We start from the raw sequence: 16,511 nt of genomic DNA on the forward strand, positions 1-16,511 counted from the left end.
CGCGTTGCGACGTTTGACCGCTCGCCGGACATCGGTGATACTCCGCGCGCCAGCTCCCACCCGCAATCAGCAGAGAAATTGCACGCCGCCATGCGTACCCGCCGCGTCTTCCTGAATCGCCTCGATCCGATCCGCGAACCGGTGGACGCGGTGGTGGTGATCGACGTCCTGCGCTCCTTCACCACCGCCGCTTACGCCTTCGTGGCCGGCGCCGGAACGATCTACCCGGTGGAGACGATCGCCGGTGCCTTCCGCCTGCAGCGGCAACTGCCCGATGCCGTGACGACCGGCGCCGTCGGCGGCGGCGACCCGATACCGGGCTTCGATTTCGGCAACTCGCCTGCCGAACTGCAGCACGTCCACCTGGCGGGCCGGCCACTGATCCAGACCACGGCCGCCGGCGTGCGCGGGCTGACCCGCTTCCGCCACGCGCGGGCGCTCTTCGCCGGCAGCCTGGTGGTGGCACGGGCGACGGCGACGGCACTGCTCGAGCTGCAACCGGCGGAGGTCTGCTTCGTCATCACCGGCGAGTGGGTGGACCGGGACGGCGACGAGGACATCGCCTGCGCCGACTACATCGATGCCCTGCTGCAAGGCGAGCAGCCGGATCCCGAGCACTACGCGGCGCGCGTTCGGGACTCCGATTTCGGCCGCCGGTTCCTTGCCGATGACAACCCCAACCTGCCTGCGCGCGATCTCCAGCTATGCGCGCAGGCCGACCGCTTCGACTTCGCCCTGAGCGCCGCCCATGTCGACGGCCACCTGCAGATCCGCCGCCTGCGCTCCAGCGCTGCCCGGCAGGCGCCGGCGGCCGGTGAGCTGCGCAACGCGCTCCGCCTGCCCGGGTCCGGCGGCACGCCAGCAACGCCACAGCCGGACGGCTGCTGAGCGACCGTCGCCGGCGGGCAACGGTCGCACGACCGCTCAGTTGCCTGCCAGTTGCGCCAGCGGCGCATACGGCGCGACACTGCCGTGACCGCCGGCGAAGCGCTCGGGGTCGATGCCGTGCCGCGCCACCGCCGCCACCACCGCTGCCTGGCCGGCGCCGATCCGGCTGCCGAGCGGTTCGCGACCCGGGCTCCAGAGGTCGGTGACGAAGCCCAGCCGGGCATCGGCAACATAGCCGATGAGCGTCGCCGTGGCGTGCGGGTTCTCGGCGTCGAGGACCTGCACCTCGCGCGCGCCATCGCTGATCAGCAGGCGGTCAGGCACCTCGATGATGCGCGGCTCGCCAACGGCCCCCGGGAGCAGCGGGTTGCGGCGGTGCGGCGCCAGCGCCATCCGCCGGTAGTGATCGCCCGCACCGGCACCGACGACCAGCGTCGCACCGGCGGCAATGAAGCTGCGCGCGCCGGCGATGTGGTCCATGTGGTGGTGCGTCAGCACCAGATGGCGAACGCGCTTGTGCGGGAACTTCTGCCGCAGCGCGTCGAGCGTCCATTGTGCCTGCGCATCGCTGATCGGCGCGTCGAAGACGACGAGCGAGCCCGGCAGCTCGACGACCATGCTGTTGTGCGAGCCCCCCTGGACGAGCAGGACCCCGGGAGCGATCTCCTGCAGCGCCAGGCCACGGGAAGCGCCGGCGTCCCAGGCGAGCATGTCGGAATCGAGGAAGACGCCGATGTACTGCCGGCGCAGCACCCACTGGTAGGCGGGCATGCCCGGCACGCCGGCGAACATTGCCGGCCGCAGGCCGGGCGGCAGGTCGAACTGCCCGGCGACCGGCGGCGGGTCGATCGTCACCGCGGCGACAGCGGTATCGGCGACGACCTCTCCCGCCAGTTCGTAGACCTGCCGGTGCGCGACCTTGATGCCGCCGACCGGACGCCAGTCGGAGAGGACCAGGTCGAAATCGAGGTCGCCGCGGACGAAATCGTAATCGAGGCTGCGCACGCGGGCCGGCAGGCCGCTCTCGGGGTCGAAGAGGACGATGAAGTCGCGCCCGGCAGCGGCGTAGCGGACCGCCGGCAGGCTCCGCCCGCCGACCCTGACCGGCGGCAGCGCCCGGGTCTGCGTCGCGTGGCGCTGCAGGTCGAGCGCCAGCAGCAGCGAGCTGCGCTCGAGTTCGCGCATCGCCGCCCGCAGCCGCACGCCCGACATCGCATGGCGGGGCGGGTCGGCAGCCCGGCTCTGGCTCGTGCGGGCGCTGCTGTCGATGCCGGAGACGTAGCCCGCGTCGCCGACCATCACTTCGCTGAAGCGATACTCGCGCGCCGCCGGGTATGCCAGCCGCCGCTGCCAGTCGATGCGTACGGCGCCGCTGGTGAAGTCGCGTGTCAGGGTGAAGCCCGACTCACCGGCAAAGCGTTTCTCGCCACCCGGCACCACCGACTGGTCGGGCTCCCAGTGCTTCACCGTGCCACGGATCTGCACGCTCCGGACGGCAGCCAGCGCGTCGCGGCCGCCAAGCGCCTGCACCGCCCGGTCGACGTCGGCATTGCCCAGCACGCTCCCGCTGCCGAGCAGCGCCGCGATGCACAGCAGCGGTACGATGATCCTTTTCATCTCTCCTCCAGTCAGTGCCATGCACATGCGCCATCGCCGCCGCGCTTGCGAATCGTCGCCACACGCAGGGTGTCGACAGGGCGCGGCCGCGGATCGTTCCCGGCCCGCGGCAGCGGCTGCCGGCGGCTCGCCGACTGCCGCTGTCGCGGGTTCTCAGGCGCCGGGCCCGTCGTCCTGCGACGGGCGCGCGAGCTGCCGCGCAAGCCGCCACGCCATCCAGGCGAGCAACGCGACGCCGAGCAGCAGGCTCGCCCAAAGCCCCCAGCGCTGCCAGTCGATGCCGGCGCGACGGGCGCCCTCGCCGGCCAGCGTGTGCACGGCAGCGGTCGTCGCCCGGCCGATCTCCACGCTGGCGGCGGCCGCCGCGCCGGCAACCGGCTGCCCGTCGTCGGCGATGCGATGGCCGGGTACCAGGGTCGTGATGGGGTAGGCAGTCGGCTGCGCGCTGCTGCTGCCGAAGGCGAGCTGGAACGGTGTCGGCCCGCGCGCGGCAAAGACGAGGCTGCGTGTCAGCCAGCCGGCGGCCAGTTCGGGAACGCCGGCGCCGAGACCACCGCCGCGCTGGTCGACGCGCAGCAGCCAGTAGCGGTCGCCGTTCGGCACGATGGCGATCTCCGGACTGACGACTTCCTGCCCGGCAGCGCCGAGCCGGTAGACGGTCGCCGTCGTCACCCGCCGCCAGGCATCCCTGTCGTTCGCTCGCGACAGCAGTTCGACGACGGCGACGCTATTGGCCTGCGGCAACAGGAGACGCAGGCGGTCGGCCGGGAACTGGCCACCGAGGTCGAAGCGGTAGCTGCCGGCCGCGTCGCGCTCGGCGCTGCCGGCCACCTGCTGCCATTGCCGCGGCACCTCGAGCAGCGTCGCTGCCGGCTCGCCGCCGACCGCTGCCAGTTGCAGCGCCGGGCTGCCGGCCGCCCAGCTCAGGCGGAAGTATTTCGCCCGCCGCGGGGCGAACTCGATCCGCAGGCGCTCGAGCCGCTGCCCGCCCGCCGCCAGCCGCAGCACCGGCGCCTCGCTGACGAGCGTCGTCCAGCGGACGAGATCGTCACTCGCCTCGACCCGCACGCGCGCGACGAGGTCATCGGCAGTCGCCGGCAACTCGAGCGCGAAGGCCTGCAACGGCTGCTCGACGGTGCTGGCGTCGACGAGGTAACCGAGCAGCATCGCCGGCACCCCTGCCCGATCGTTCATCCGCAGCACCGCCCTGCCGCCCTGCCTTTCGATGCGGACCTCGACACCATCGACGCCGGCGGCGGCCTCGCCACGCAAAGCGAAATACCGCAGCGGCAGAAGCGCCGGCCTGGCACGGGGCGCCGACGGCGGCGGCAGCCAGGCATGCGGCACCGCTTCCCCGGCGGCGTTGAACACCCGCAGGTCGCCGAGATCGGCGCGGCTGACGCCGGCATGGACGGCCGCCGGCAGATCGACACGAAGAAGCGGCTGCGGCCCGTCCGGCCGCAACAGCATGCCGAAGGCGAAGTCGCCCGGCGACTCGGCCAGCGCCAGAAGGGACCACAGCAGCCACAGCCAGCCGGCGAGGCTCTTCTTCATGACGCTTCCTCCTTTGGTGGCGCCGGCGCGAGATAGCCGATCACCAGCATCAGCAGGCCGACGCCGAGGAACGAGACGATCCTTTCGATGGTGCCGGCGTTCGACAGATCGATCAGCAGCAGCTTGCCGACGACGACCGCCATCAGGCCGGCTCCCGCCAGCCACAACGACCGCCAGCGGCGACGCGTGGCGACGACCATCGCCGCCAGCGCCAGCAGCGTCCAGAACAGCGACAGCGAGGCCTGCACGAGTTCCGACCGCAGCATCACCGCCAGTTGCAGCGGCACGCCGGCCCAGTGATGCAACGCACGCAGGAGGACGGCGTTGGCCCAGACGAAGGCGGCGGCACCGAGGATTGTCCAGGCCGGCGGCAGCGGCGCCGTCGCGTACGGCGGCAGGCGCAGGCGGCGCACTTCGCTGAACCAGGTGGCGAGCAGCAGGAGGACGCCGGCCTGTGCCAGGTCGAGCGGGTTGAGCAGCGGCAGATAGGGCAAGGGCCACGGGTTGCCGTCGGAAAGGACGTTGCCGGCGGCGAACCAGAGGGCGAGGAAGACCGCCAGCGGCGTCGCCCCGAGCACGAAATACGCCTCACGGTGCGCCGCCACCGGCCAGCGCAGGCGCTCGCCGCGCAGCGCCAGCACGGCCAGCAGTGCCCCCGGCCACAGCGCCCAGCCGAGCAGCGGCCAGGCGGCCCGCCCGGCGACCCAGCGGTCGATGCTCCACGCCAGCTCCCACGCGCCGATCGCCGCCAGCAGCCACAGCCCGGCAGCATGCAGCCAGTCGCCCTGCCACGGCCGGTCCACCTCGTGCCGCTGCAGGAGGAAGAAGTGCGCGGCGAAGGCGGCTGGCCAAGCCAGGTAACCCAGGTCGGCGAAGGGATGCGCCACGCGCCCGACGCTCAGCAAGCCGGACAGCAGCAGCAGCGGCAGCAGGGCGAGCGCCGCGTGGCGCGCCGCCGGCCAGGCGAGGCGCCGCTCGAGCCACGAGAAGAGAAGACAGGAGGCGGTGAAGAAGACGATGGCGGCGTTGACGTGCAGCGACGGCGGCAGGTGGCGGTCGATCTCGTGCAGGCCGCTGCCGGTCCACCAGACGGCGCCCCAGACGAAGAGCAGCGGCGCCAGGAGGCGCTCGGCGGAGCGCAGTCGCCGCGGCTCCTGTCGCCACTCGCGCTGCAGCAGCCAGGCGCAGAACAGCCCGGCCAGCGTCAGCAGCAGGCCGCCGAGGAAGACGCTGTTGAGCAGCGGCCAGGCGCCCGCCCGGGCCGACGACTCGCCGAGCTGGAACAGGCCGGCGAGCAGCTGCAGCAGGATGCCGAACAGCCGTGCAGGCAGCCGCTGCTGGCGGACGCCGACCCAGACCAATGCCGCCCCCTCGATCGCCCAGGCGGCGGCGGTCCAGCGCCCGTCGAAGGCAAGCGGGATGGCCAGCGTCGTGAAGCCGACGCCGAGAGCGAGGAAGGCTTCCACCAGCAACCGCTGCCCCTCGCCGCGACGCGCCCACAGGGCACGCGCCAGCAGCAGGTAGAAGGCGCCGAGCGCCAGGGCACTCCACGCGGCACCGTAGGCGAAGTCGCGCACCAGCCCGACCTGCAGTCCGAAGGCGACCAATGGCAGGGCGAAGACCAGCGTCGTGTCGAGGCGGCTGGCGCGCGGTCCGGCAGCGCGCAGCGCGAACAGCACTGGCATCGCGGCGTAGATGAGGAAGAAGAGGATCAGGAAAGGCTCGGTCGACGCGAAATGTTCCGGCCGGTAGCGCAGCGCACCCCAGAAGGTCGCGATGGCGAAGGTGAAGACGAAACCCACCAGGTTGAGCAGCCGCCAGGCCTTGAAGAAGGCGATCGCCAGGATGCCGAAGTTGAGGACGCTGTAATAGCCGAACAGCGTCACGTGACTGCCGGCACCGGTCGCGGCGATGATCGGCGCCAGGAAGCCGCCAGCGGCGCCGAGCACCGCCAGGACCAGTGCATCCTGCAGCACCGCCAGGATCGCCGCCAGCGCCGCCACCGCCAGCAGCATGACGAAGGCCGGCGCCGCGTCGAGCAGTCCGAACAGCCGCAGCGCCCCGAAGATCGTCAGGTAGAGGAGGCCGATGCCACACCCCTGCAGCGCCAGCGCATAGGCCTCGCGGGTCATTCGCAGCCGCCAGCCGAGCAGCAGCAGGACCACCGCCGCCAGCGCCACGCCCATCAGGCGCAGCTCGAGCGGCACCTGCAGGTGCTGGTAGCTGTACTTGAGCAGGAAGGCAACGCCGAGGAAGAGGACGATGACGCCGGCGCGGGCCATCAGGTTGCCGCGCAGCAGCCAGTCAAGGACCGCCGCTGCCCGACCGCGCGGCGGCGCCGGCTGGCCGTCGGGCAATGCCATGCCGGCCGGGCCTGACGGTGGTGGCGACGCCGCCGCTGCCTGGCTTGTGGCCGGTCGCGCAACGGCGAACGGTGCTGCCGCCGCTGCCGGCAACGACGCGTCCGCAGCGGCCGGGACCTCCGCTGCGGCAACGGCCGGTGGCTCGTCCGCGGCCGCGCCGACGGTGCCGGCGAGCCGCGTCGCTGCGGCCGCGGGCCGCGCTGCCGCCGGGACGGGCAGAACCGCCGCTGGCGGCGGCTCTGCCTGCGGCAGCGTCGATGACGACTGCTGCAGGCGTTCGAGCGCGCCTTCGAGCCGCCGCAGGCGCTCGTCGAACAGGCGGTAACGGTCTTCCTGACGCTGTCGCGCGCGACTGCCGACGGACCACCCGAGGATGCCGCCGAGGAGCGCACCAGCCACCCACAGTCCGGAGTGAAGCTCGCCGACCAGCAACGCACCGAGTACTGCCCCGAGAAACCACATCTGCGCCTCCGCACCCGTTGCGCGCCGGCTTCGTGCCGTCCAGCCGGCCCCGCCAGGCATCAGGACGGGGTCGGCACTGCGCGCGCACCCTAGTCTAGGGCCAATCGAACCGCAGGTGAAGCACAGCATCGAGGCCGCTCCCGGGCGCCGGCGGATGGCGACGCGACACGGCTGCCATCCGCCGGCGGTTCGCATCGCGCGCCGCGCGGCGCCGGCTTGGGGCACAATGGCGCTGCCCGGTGGCCGGACGCCGCCGTTGCGGGGCCGCCACCCAGCGCCGCCTGCTGCGTCGCCCGACGCGCGAGACTATCCGGAGTCCAGCCTTGCTCACTTCCATCCGCCACTGGCTCGATCGCAACATCCTCGAACTTGGCCGCGAGATGCGGCTTTCCTTCCTGCCGCCGCTGATGGTCTACCTGGCGGCTGGCGTGTCCGGGCTGACCGGCATCGTCGGCACCTTCTTCGTCAAGGAGCACCTCGGACTGTCGGCTGCCTTCCTCGCAGCACTGGGCTTCTGGGCGGGAATCCCATGGGCACTGAAGATGCCGATCGGCCATCTGGTAGACCTGACCTGGCGCCGCAAGGCGGCGCTGGTCTGGCTCGGCGCGGCGCTGATCGCCGCCAGCCTGCTGATCATGTACGGGCTGGTGAGCGAGCCGCTGCGCATGGGCAGCGTGATATCGCTCGAAGCATGGTTCGTCCTCTCGGCACTGCTGTCGCCGGTCGGCTATGTCATCCAGGACGTGGTCGCCGATGCCATGACCGTCGAGGCGGTGCCGCGCGTCGACGAGCACGGACAGGCGCTGCCCGCCGAGACGCGGCGGCTGATGAACACGACGCTGCAGACGCTCGGCCGAGTGGCGATCATAGGCGGCGGCGTGCTCGTGTCGGTGGTCAACGTCGGCATGTTCCAGGGCGTCGAAACGCTGCCGCAAGCGGCGAAGGTCGCGGTCTATGCCCAGGTCTATGGCATGGCCCTGCTGATCCCGCTGGTCTCGGTGGCCGGCGTGCTGCTTGCCTCGCTGCTGCGACGGCGTGAGGAGCGACGGCTGCGCGCACGCGGCTTCGCTGAAGCGCAGTTGCGGGAGTTGCTCGAACCGCCGCTGCTGCCGTTGCGACCGAACTGGTGGATCCTCGGTGGCAGTGCGCTCTTCGTCGCCTTCAGCCTGAGCGTCGGGCTGGCGCAGATCGAGTTCGGCCAGGAGATCATCTTCGTCGGCTCCTTCGCCATCATCAGCTTCCTGATGGCAAGGCTGCTACGCGAACTCGACGAGGAGTCGCGACGGACGCTGCTCGGGACGGCGATCATCATCTTCGTCTTCCGCGCCATTCCCGGTCCCGGTGCCGGATCGACCTGGTGGATGATCGACGTTCTTGGTTTCGACCAGTCGTTCCTCGCCAGGCTGTCGCTTCTCTCCAGCGTGCTGACGCTGTTCGGGCTCTTCCTTTTCCGCCGCTTCATGGGCGAACGATCGATCGCCCACATCGTCGCCTTCCTCACCGTCGCCGGGACGCTGCTCAGCCTGCCGACGCTCGGAATGTACCATGGACTGCACGAATGGACGGCCGCGCACACCGGCGGTATCGTCGACGCGCGCTTCATCGCACTGATCGATACCGCACTCGAGTCCCCTCTCGGGCAGATCGCGATGGTGCCGATGCTGGCATGGATTGCCAATTCGGCGCCGGCCGGACTCAAGGCGACCTACTTCGCGGTGATGGCCTCGTTCACCAACCTCGCGCTGTCGGCCTCGCAGCTCGGCACCAAATACCTGAACCAGATGTACCACGTCAGCCGCGAGGTACGCGACCCGGCGAGCAACGCCATCAAGGTGGCGGCCGACTATGGCCAGCTCGGCAGCCTTTTCCTGACTGCGATCGTCCTCGGGCTGGTGCTGCCGTTCGCCGCCATCTGGCTGACGCGCCTGTGCCGGCTGCGCAGCGCCTGAGCGCTCGCCGCCGACGCCGAAACATTCCCGGCCGCAGCTGGCTGCCATCTCCCCGCGCCCCCACCGCAAGCGGCAGATGGTTTATGCTTGCAGCCATGCGACATGGCTCCATGCCTGCTGCTGGCGAGTTGGCCGCAGAACGTGACTGGCCACCGGGAGTCGACGATGGCGAACCTTCCCTCGCGCCGAATGCCCAAAACTGATCCGCGATCCCGGAGGAACTCCAGCATGTACACCTGCCTCAGACGCCTGTCACTGGCCGCCGCGGTCGGCAGCCTGTTCCTGGTCGCCGGCTGCGACTCCAATTCCCATTACGATCAATACGATCGACCCTACGACGGTTCCTCCTACGGTCGCCAGCCATCGTACGGACAGCCGTCGTACGATCGCAATGACGCCTACGAACGCGGTTACCGCGACGCGCAAAGGCAGCAGGGCTACAACCGCTACGGCGGGCATGAGTACGAGCGCGGTTACGAGCGTGGCCGACAGGAAGCGGAGCGCGAAAGCAAGCGCGCCGCCAAGGAGGAGCGCCGGCAGCGCGAGGCGCGGGACGAGCGGCGGCAATACGAGGACCAGCGCCGTTCCTACGATTACCGTCGTCCCGCCGATGTCCGCCCGCCGATGACGCCGCCGCAGCAACCGGGGTCCCCGCCACCGTTCCCGGGAACCTGGGGTGGTTACGGGGGCTGACCGACGCGTCGTACGGGGCACGTTGGAGCGCGCAGCATGCTGCGCGCGACGCCTGCGTCAAAGTACTCAGGCCGGCAGGCCCGGCGTCCGATGGGCGTCGATCACCTGCAGCAACTGGGCGAAGACCTTCGGCGTGCCGGCGACCAGATTGCCCGTCTGCAGGTAGGTCTCGTTGCCGACCAGATCGCCGATCAGGCCCCCCGCTTCGGTGATCAGCAGCGCCCCGCCGGCGATGTCCCAGGGCGACAGCCCGAATTCCCAGAAGCCGTCGAAGCGCCCGCAGGCGACGTACGCGAGATCGAGCGACGCGGCGCCCGGCCGCCGGATCCCCGCCGACCTGCGCGCCAGGTCCTTGAAGATGGCGAGATAGGCGTCGATGTGCTCATACACCCGATAGGGGAAACCGGTGCCGATCAGGGCGTCCTCCAGGCGCAGACACTTGCTGACCCGGATGCGGCGATCGTTGAGGAAGGCGCCGCCCCCCCTGCTGGCGCTGAACATCTCGTTGCGCACCGTGTCATAGACGACCGCCTGCGTCACCTGCCCGCGATGCGCCAGCGCGATCGAAATGGCGTACTGCGGGAAGCCGTGGATGAAGTTGGTCGTGCCGTCAAGCGGATCGATGATCCACTGGTACTCGCTGCCGGCAGCGCTGCCGGCGACCTGACCCGACTCTTCTGCTAGAATCCCGTACTCCGGATAGGCCTCGCGCAGGACGTCGATGATCGCTGCCTCGGCCGCCTTGTCCACTTCCGTGACGAAGTCGTTCTGGCGCTTGCTGGTCACCTGCAGGTGCTCGATGTCCAGGGACGCACGATTGATGATCTGGCTGGCGCGCCGCGCCGCCTTGACGATGATGTTCAGAGCTGGATGCATGTTTGTTGGCGAACCTGACGGGCGGCTTTGGCCGCCCGATTGGTGTGGAGGAGCCCCGATTCTAATATGAACCGCGCTGCCGGGGCCGATCGTTCGCGCCTGCCGCTCGACCGCGTCCGCTTCGTCCTCTCCCACACCAGCCATCCGGGCAACATCGGCGCCGCCGCCCGCGCGATGAAGACGATGGGTCTGACGCGCCTGCTGCTGGTCAACCCGAAGCGCTTTCCCGACGACGAAGCAGTCGCCCGCTCGGCCGGCGCCGATGATCTGCTCGCCGACGCGCGGGTATGCTCCAGCGTCGACGAGGCCCTGGCGGATACACGGTTCGCCTGTGCCGTCACGGCGCGACAGAGGAATCTCGGACCACCGCCGCTGGCGGCGCGCGCGGCGGCGGCAGAGATCCTGGCCAGGACCGGCGACGGCGAGGTGGCGCTGCTTTTTGGCAACGAGAGCGCGGGCCTGTCGAATGCCGAGGTGCAACGCTGCCAGCGGACGGTGTTCATCCCGGCGAATCCCGGCTATGGTTCGCTCAACCTCGCGGCGGCGGTGCAGATCGTGGCCTATGAGTTGCGCCTCGCCGCCTTCGACAGCCAGCCGCCGCTGTACAGCAAGACCATCGCCTTCGCTTCGCCGCCGGCAAATCACCAGGATATCGAGCGTTTCTACCAGCACCTCGAACGGGTGATGATCGGCAGCGGCTTCCTCGACCCGCAGCGCCCGCGCCGGCTGCTGCCCAAGCTGCGGCGCCTGTTCGGGCGCGCCGGACTGGAGCATGACGAGATCAACATCCTGCGCGGCCTGCTCGATGCGATCGAGCGGCAGAGCGCCGGACGGCAGATCGACCACCGCAGCGAAACCGTAGGCGACTGAATCAGTCAACCATTGTAGAATGACACTGGGTCTTCCCGCCCGCCCCCCCCAGCCCAAGGACGTTCACCTCATGTTCAGCCACCTGCGCGAAGACATCCAGTCGGTATTCGACCGCGATCCTGCTGCCCGGACCTTCTGGGAGGTGCTGACCTGTTACCCCGGCGTCCATGCCATGGCCTCGCATCGTCTGGCGCACTGGCTGTGGGTGCATCGTCTGCGCTGGCTCGGCCGCCTGGTCTCGCATTTCGGACGCTTCGTCACCGGTATCGAGATTCACCCCGGAGCGGTGATCGGGCGCCGCCTGTTCATCGATCACGGCATGGGTGTCGTCATCGGCGAGACGGCAGTGATCGGCGACGACGTCACCCTCTACCACGGAGTGACCCTCGGCGGGACCTCGTGGAACAAGGGCAGACGGCATCCGACACTCGAGAGTGGCGTCGTCATTGGCGCCGGTGCGAAGGTCCTCGGACCGATCACGGTCGGTGCCTCGGCGAAGGTGGGTTCGAATGCCGTGGTCGTCAAGAGCGTTCCCCCGGGCGCCACTGCAGTCGGCAACCCGGCCCGCATCATCGACCCGGCGCAGGCGCAGAAGCGCGAGGAGATGGCCGGGCAACTCGGTTTTTCAGCCTATGCCCTCGCCGCCGATCAGGACGACCCGCTGGCGAAGGCGATTCACGGTCTGCTCGACCATGCGGTCGAGGTGGACCGCCGTTTTGCCCTGTTGCTGAAGCGGATCGAGGCAGCGGGGGTCGCCATCGATGGCGAACTGCTGCGCAGCGACCCGTTCGACCCACAATACCTGAGTAAAATAGTTGACTAATTGGCAAGCAGCCCCTATGATTCAACTGTCCTAACAACCACTCTCCAAGGAGGAGCCATGCGACTGACAACAAAAGGACGTTTCGCGGTCACCGCGATGATTGATCTCGCGCTGCGCTGCAGCGAAGGCCCGGTTTCCCTGGCTGGAATCAGCGACCGGCAGAAGATCTCGCTCTCCTATCTCGAGCAGCTTTTCGGCAAGCTGCGCCGCCACGGCCTGGTCGAGAGCGTGCGCGGCCCGGGCGGCGGCTACTGCCTCGCTCGCCCCACCAGCCAGATGACGGTCACCGACATCATCCGTGCCGTCGATGAACCGCTCGATGCGACGCAGTGCGGTGGCCGCGAGAACTGCCATGACGATGAGCGCTGCATGACGCATGAACTGTGGTCCACGCTCAATGACAAGATGTACGAGTATCTCAGCTCGGTCAACCTGGCCGAACTCGTCGAACAGCAGATCCGCAAGAGCGGCCACGTCGCGATCCTGCAGGACGTCCGGCGCAGCCGGAACAAGCCCCGCAACGTCAAGGCTATGGCTGTGGGCGGCTGAAGGCTCGCAACACCATGTTCGCGCCCGTCTATCTCGACCACAACGCCACGACTCCGGCAGACCCGGCGGTGCTCGAGGCGATGCTGCCCTACTTCTCGACACAGTTCGGCAATGCCTCGAGCCGTCACGAGTACGGGCGTGCGGCGCGACGGGCAATCGATGATGCGCGCGCCCAAGTGGCGGCGGCGGTCGGCGCGCATGCCACGGAAGTGGTGTTCACCAGCGGTGGATCGGAAGCCAACAACCTGCTGCTCAAGGGCGGCGCTGCCTGCCTCAGGCCGGGCCTGCTGGCGATCGGTGCAGCCGAGCACCCGTGCGTCCTCAAACCGGCCGAACAGCTTGCGCGGCGCGGCTGGACACTCGAGAAACTGCCGATGGACGGCGACGGACGGATCGTTCGCGAGCGGTACGAAGCCGTGATGGCGCGCAAGCCAAAGATCGTTTCGCTGCTGCTCGCCAACAACGAGACCGGCGTCATCGAGGACATCGAGCCCCTGGCCGAGCGCGCGCGGGCTGCCGGTGCCTGGTTTCACAGTGATGCGGTACAGGCTTTCGGCAAGCTGCCGGTCGACTTTCGGCGACTCAACGGCGCCGGCGTGCACGCGCTGACGCTGTCGGCGCACAAGATGGGCGGGCCCAAGGGAGCCGCGGCGCTGGTCGTCGACAAGCGGCTCGAACTCGAGCCGCTGATCGCCGGTGGCGGCCACGAGCGCGGCCTGCGCTCGGGAACCGAGAACGTCGCGGCCATCGTCGGCTTCGGTGTCGCCTGCCAGTTGGCGGTCGAGCGACGCGCGGCGCTTGCAGCGCTGCTCACCCGGCTGCGGACGCAGCTCGAACAGGGATTGCTCGCGCTCGGCGCGACGCTGTTCGGGAAGCAGGTGGAACGGTTGCCGAACACGGTTTACTTCGCCTTCGCCGGCGTCGACGGCGAAACACTCGTCGGCCACCTCGACCGCGCCGGCTACGCTGTGGCAAGCGGCGCCGCCTGCTCGAGCGCCAGTCCGGAACCGTCACATGTGCTGCGGGCGATGGGCGTTGACGACGAACTGGCGCGCGGCGCGGTACGCGTCAGCCTTGGCCGCGGAAACACCGAAGAACAGGTCGCAGGCTTTCTCGCCGCCCTGAAAATGACCGTCGACCGGCTGCAACGATTGACGGCGATGGCTGTCTGAGCGGCGAGTGAGGCTGCCGCAGCCTGCCGAGCGACGACTGCAGCGGCTGCAAGCCCCAAGCTGATTTCCACAACCCGGAGCAAGAGCAATGTTGAAGCTGCCCATCTACCTCGACTACTCGGCCACCACACCGGTGGATCCGCGAGTGGCGGAAAAGATGATTCCCTATCTGGTCGAGAAGTTCGGCAACCCGGCCTCGCGCTCGCATTCATTCGGCTGGGAGGCCGAGGCGGCGGTCGAGGAGGCGCGCGAGGAAGTGGCGAAACTGGTCCATGCCGACCCGAAGGAGATCGTCTGGACCTCCGGCGCCACCGAGTCGAACAACCTGGCGCTGAAAGGCGCGGCGCAGTTCTACTCCGGCAAGGGCAGGCACCTGGTCACCGTCAAGACCGAGCACAAGGCGATCCTCGACACCTGTCGCGAACTCGAGCGACAGGGTTTCGCCGTCACCTACCTCGATGTGCAGGAGAACGGCCTGCTGGACCTCGAAGCCTTCACCGCGGCCTTGCGCCCCGACACGATCCTCGCCTCGGTGATGTTCGTCAACAACGAGATCGGCGTCATCCAGCCGATCGCCGAAATTGGCGAGATCTGCCGCAGCCGCGGCATCCTGCTGCACGTCGACGCGGCGCAGGCCACCGGCAAGGTGGCCATCGATCTGGAGACGCTGAAAGTCGACCTGATGAGCTTTTCCGCCCACAAGACCTATGGTCCGAAGGGCGTCGGCGCCCTCTACGTGCGGCGCAAGCCGCGCGTCCGCCTGAACGCGCAGATGCATGGCGGCGGGCATGAGCGTGGTTTTCGCTCCGGTACGCTGCCGACGCATCAGATCGTCGGCATGGGCGAGGCGTTTCGCCTCGCGCGGCTGGAAATGGGCGCCGAGAAGGAACGCATCCGCATGCTGCGCGATCGCCTGCTGCGAGGCCTTGAAGACATCGAGGAAGTCTACGTCAACGGCGACATGGATCACCGCGTGCCGCACAACCTCAACCTCAGCTTCGCCTATGTCGAAGGCGAGTCGCTGCTGATGGCGATCAAGGAACTGGCGGTGTCGTCGGGATCGGCCTGCACCTCGGCCTCGCTCGAGCCCTCGTATGTTCTGCGTGCGCTTGGTCGCAACGATGAACTGGCGCACAGCTCGATCCGCTTCACCCTCGGCCGCTTCACGACCGAAGAGGAGGTGGACTACGCAATCCGCCTGCTGCACGACAAGATCAGCCGCCTGCGCGAACTCTCACCGCTCTGGGAGATGGTTCAGGAAGGGGTTGACCTGAGTACGGTCCAGTGGGCCGCTCATTGATTGAATACTGAAGGAGCAACGCGATGGCATACAGTGTCAAGGTTCTGGATCACTACGAGAATCCGCGCAACGTCGGGTCCTTCGCCAAGGACGAGGAAGGCGTGGCAACGGGAATGGTCGGAGCTCCCGCCTGTGGCGACGTGATGAAGCTGCAGATCAAGGTCGGCAAGGGCGGCATCATCGAGGACGCGAAGTTCAAGACCTATGGCTGTGGCTCGGCGATCGCATCGTCGTCGCTGGTCACCGAATGGGTCAAGGGCAGGACGATCGACCAGGCGATGGACATCCGCAATACACAGATCGCCGAAGAACTGGCGCTGCCGCCAGTGAAGATTCATTGCTCGATCCTTGCCGAGGATGCGATCAAGGCGGCGGTGGCCGATTACCGGAAGAAGCACGGCGAGCAGGCCTGACAGTTCTGGGACAGCTACGAAAGGAGATGGCTTTCATGGCAGTGACGCTTTCTGAGCGGGCGGCGACGCACGTCGCGAGCTACATGGTGAAGCGCGGCAAGGGAATCGGGCTGCGCCTCGGCGTACGCACCAGTGGTTGCTCGGGGATGGCCTACAAACTCGAGTTCGCCGATGTCGCCCGGCCCGACGACATCGAGTTCGAATCGCACGGCGTGAAGGTCCTGATCGACCCGAAGAGCCTGCCCTACCTCGACGGCACCGAACTCGACTATGCGCGTGAGGGGCTCAACGAAGGATTCCGTTTCAACAACCCGAACGTCAAGGATGCCTGCGGCTGCGGCGAGAGCTTCAACGTATGACGCCGGTTGTCTGGCGCCGCCGCGGCACGCTCGTCCGGGAGATACCCGGCGGGCGCTGCCAGGGCTGATCTCCGGCACGCCTGACGAGCAGACGGATGGACTTCGCCGGCGATCATTTTTCGCTCTTCGACCTGCCGGCTGCCTTCCGGATCGATTCGGCGCTGCTCGACCGGCGCTATCTCGAGTTGCTGTCGCAGGTTCATCCCGATCGCTTTGCCACTGCCGGCGAGGCAGCGCGACGTCTGTCGCAGCAATGGGCGACAAGGGTCAATGAGGCCTACCAGACACTACGCAGGCCACTGCCGCGAGCCAGGTACCTGCTCCACCTCGCGCAGCACGACATCGGCAGCGAGAACAATACCGCGATGCCGGCCGATTTTCTCGTCGATCAGATGGAATGGCGCGAAGCCGTTGCCGAAGCACGGGCTGCCGGCAACCACCACGAGCTCGAACATCTGCATCATCGCCTGCAGCGCGAACTGGCAGCACGCCAGGAGGAGATCGCCGCGCTGCTCGACGACCAGCACGACCTCGAACAGGCGGCGGATCGCGTACGGCGCCTGATGTTCCAGGAAAAACTGCTGTCGGAGATCGACGACGCGATCGCCGCCGGCGAAGAATGA

General features: G+C 68.7%; 15 protein-coding genes. 11 read left to right on the top strand and 4 right to left on the bottom strand.

What is annotated here, in order from left to right:
• The first annotated feature begins 90 nt into the window (after positions 1-90).
• A complete protein-coding gene (locus HT579_13380; protein ID QKS29812.1) occupies positions 91-888 on the top strand; it encodes a 2-phosphosulfolactate phosphatase in 798 nt (265 codons plus the stop codon).
• A 36-nt stretch (positions 889-924) separates the two neighbouring features.
• Here HT579_13380 and HT579_13385 read toward each other — a convergent pair whose 3' ends face one another.
• The 3 genes from HT579_13385 to HT579_13395 form a co-directional block, all read right to left on the bottom strand.
• On the bottom strand, positions 925-2,505 hold the full coding sequence (locus HT579_13385; protein ID QKS29813.1) for an MBL fold metallo-hydrolase: 1,581 nt from the start codon (positions 2,503-2,505) through the stop codon (positions 925-927).
• Positions 2,506-2,658: 153 nt separating this feature from the next.
• Positions 2,659-4,059, bottom strand: a complete 1,401-nt coding sequence (locus HT579_13390) for a DUF3999 domain-containing protein (protein QKS29814.1) — start codon at positions 4,057-4,059, stop codon at positions 2,659-2,661.
• Positions 4,056-6,884 carry a DUF2339 domain-containing protein gene (locus HT579_13395; protein QKS29815.1) on the bottom strand — a complete coding sequence of 943 codons (2,829 nt, stop codon included), beginning with the start codon at positions 6,882-6,884 and terminating at the stop codon, positions 4,056-4,058. The genes HT579_13390 and HT579_13395 overlap by 4 nt, the downstream gene beginning before the upstream one ends.
• A gap of 323 nt (positions 6,885-7,207) precedes the next feature.
• On the opposite strand from HT579_13395, the gene HT579_13400 reads away from it, so the two are divergent.
• Positions 7,208-8,833, top strand: coding sequence for a hypothetical protein (locus HT579_13400; protein ID QKS29816.1), 1,626 nt, complete (start codon positions 7,208-7,210; stop codon positions 8,831-8,833).
• 228 nt (positions 8,834-9,061) lie between these two features.
• Entirely contained in the window at positions 9,062-9,526 is a 465-nt protein-coding gene (locus tag HT579_13405; GenBank protein QKS29817.1) for a hypothetical protein, read from the top strand.
• Between the two features lie 66 nt (positions 9,527-9,592).
• Here the strand turns inward: HT579_13405 and HT579_13410 are convergent, their stop codons facing one another.
• Complete coding sequence (locus tag HT579_13410) at positions 9,593-10,402, bottom strand: inositol monophosphatase (protein ID QKS29818.1); 810 nt, start codon at positions 10,400-10,402, stop codon at positions 9,593-9,595.
• 66 nt (positions 10,403-10,468) lie between these two features.
• Between HT579_13410 and HT579_13415 the strand changes: the two genes are divergently transcribed.
• From HT579_13415 to hscB, 8 genes are all read left to right on the top strand, one after another.
• Positions 10,469-11,272 carry an RNA methyltransferase gene (locus HT579_13415; protein QKS29819.1) on the top strand — a complete coding sequence of 268 codons (804 nt, stop codon included), beginning with the start codon at positions 10,469-10,471 and terminating at the stop codon, positions 11,270-11,272.
• A gap of 70 nt (positions 11,273-11,342) precedes the next feature.
• Positions 11,343-12,095, top strand: a complete 753-nt coding sequence (gene cysE / locus HT579_13420; GenBank protein ID QKS29820.1) for a serine O-acetyltransferase — start codon at positions 11,343-11,345, stop codon at positions 12,093-12,095.
• 57 nt (positions 12,096-12,152) lie between these two features.
• The gene (gene iscR, locus HT579_13425) at positions 12,153-12,644 is read left to right on the top strand and encodes a Fe-S cluster assembly transcriptional regulator IscR (protein QKS29821.1); all 492 of its coding nucleotides are present in this window, start codon (positions 12,153-12,155) and stop codon (positions 12,642-12,644) included.
• Between the two features lie 14 nt (positions 12,645-12,658).
• A complete protein-coding gene (locus tag HT579_13430; GenBank protein ID QKS29822.1) occupies positions 12,659-13,816 on the top strand; it encodes a cysteine desulfurase in 1,158 nt (385 codons plus the stop codon).
• 88 nt (positions 13,817-13,904) lie between these two features.
• Positions 13,905-15,116, top strand: coding sequence for an IscS subfamily cysteine desulfurase (locus tag HT579_13435; protein ID QKS29823.1), 1,212 nt, complete (start codon positions 13,905-13,907; stop codon positions 15,114-15,116).
• A gap of 23 nt (positions 15,117-15,139) precedes the next feature.
• A complete protein-coding gene (gene iscU, locus HT579_13440) occupies positions 15,140-15,529 on the top strand; it encodes a Fe-S cluster assembly scaffold IscU (GenBank protein ID QKS29824.1) in 390 nt (129 codons plus the stop codon).
• A 35-nt stretch (positions 15,530-15,564) separates the two neighbouring features.
• Positions 15,565-15,888 (top strand): iron-sulfur cluster assembly protein IscA, encoded by a 324-nt coding sequence (gene iscA / locus HT579_13445; GenBank protein ID QKS29825.1) that lies wholly within the window; start codon positions 15,565-15,567, stop codon positions 15,886-15,888.
• Positions 15,889-15,983: 95 nt separating this feature from the next.
• Positions 15,984-16,511, top strand: coding sequence for a Fe-S protein assembly co-chaperone HscB (hscB, locus tag HT579_13450; GenBank protein QKS29826.1), 528 nt, complete (start codon positions 15,984-15,986; stop codon positions 16,509-16,511).

The organism is Candidatus Accumulibacter similis (assembly GCA_013347225.1).
GTDB classification, from domain to species: Bacteria; Pseudomonadota; Gammaproteobacteria; order Burkholderiales; family Rhodocyclaceae; genus Accumulibacter; species Accumulibacter similis.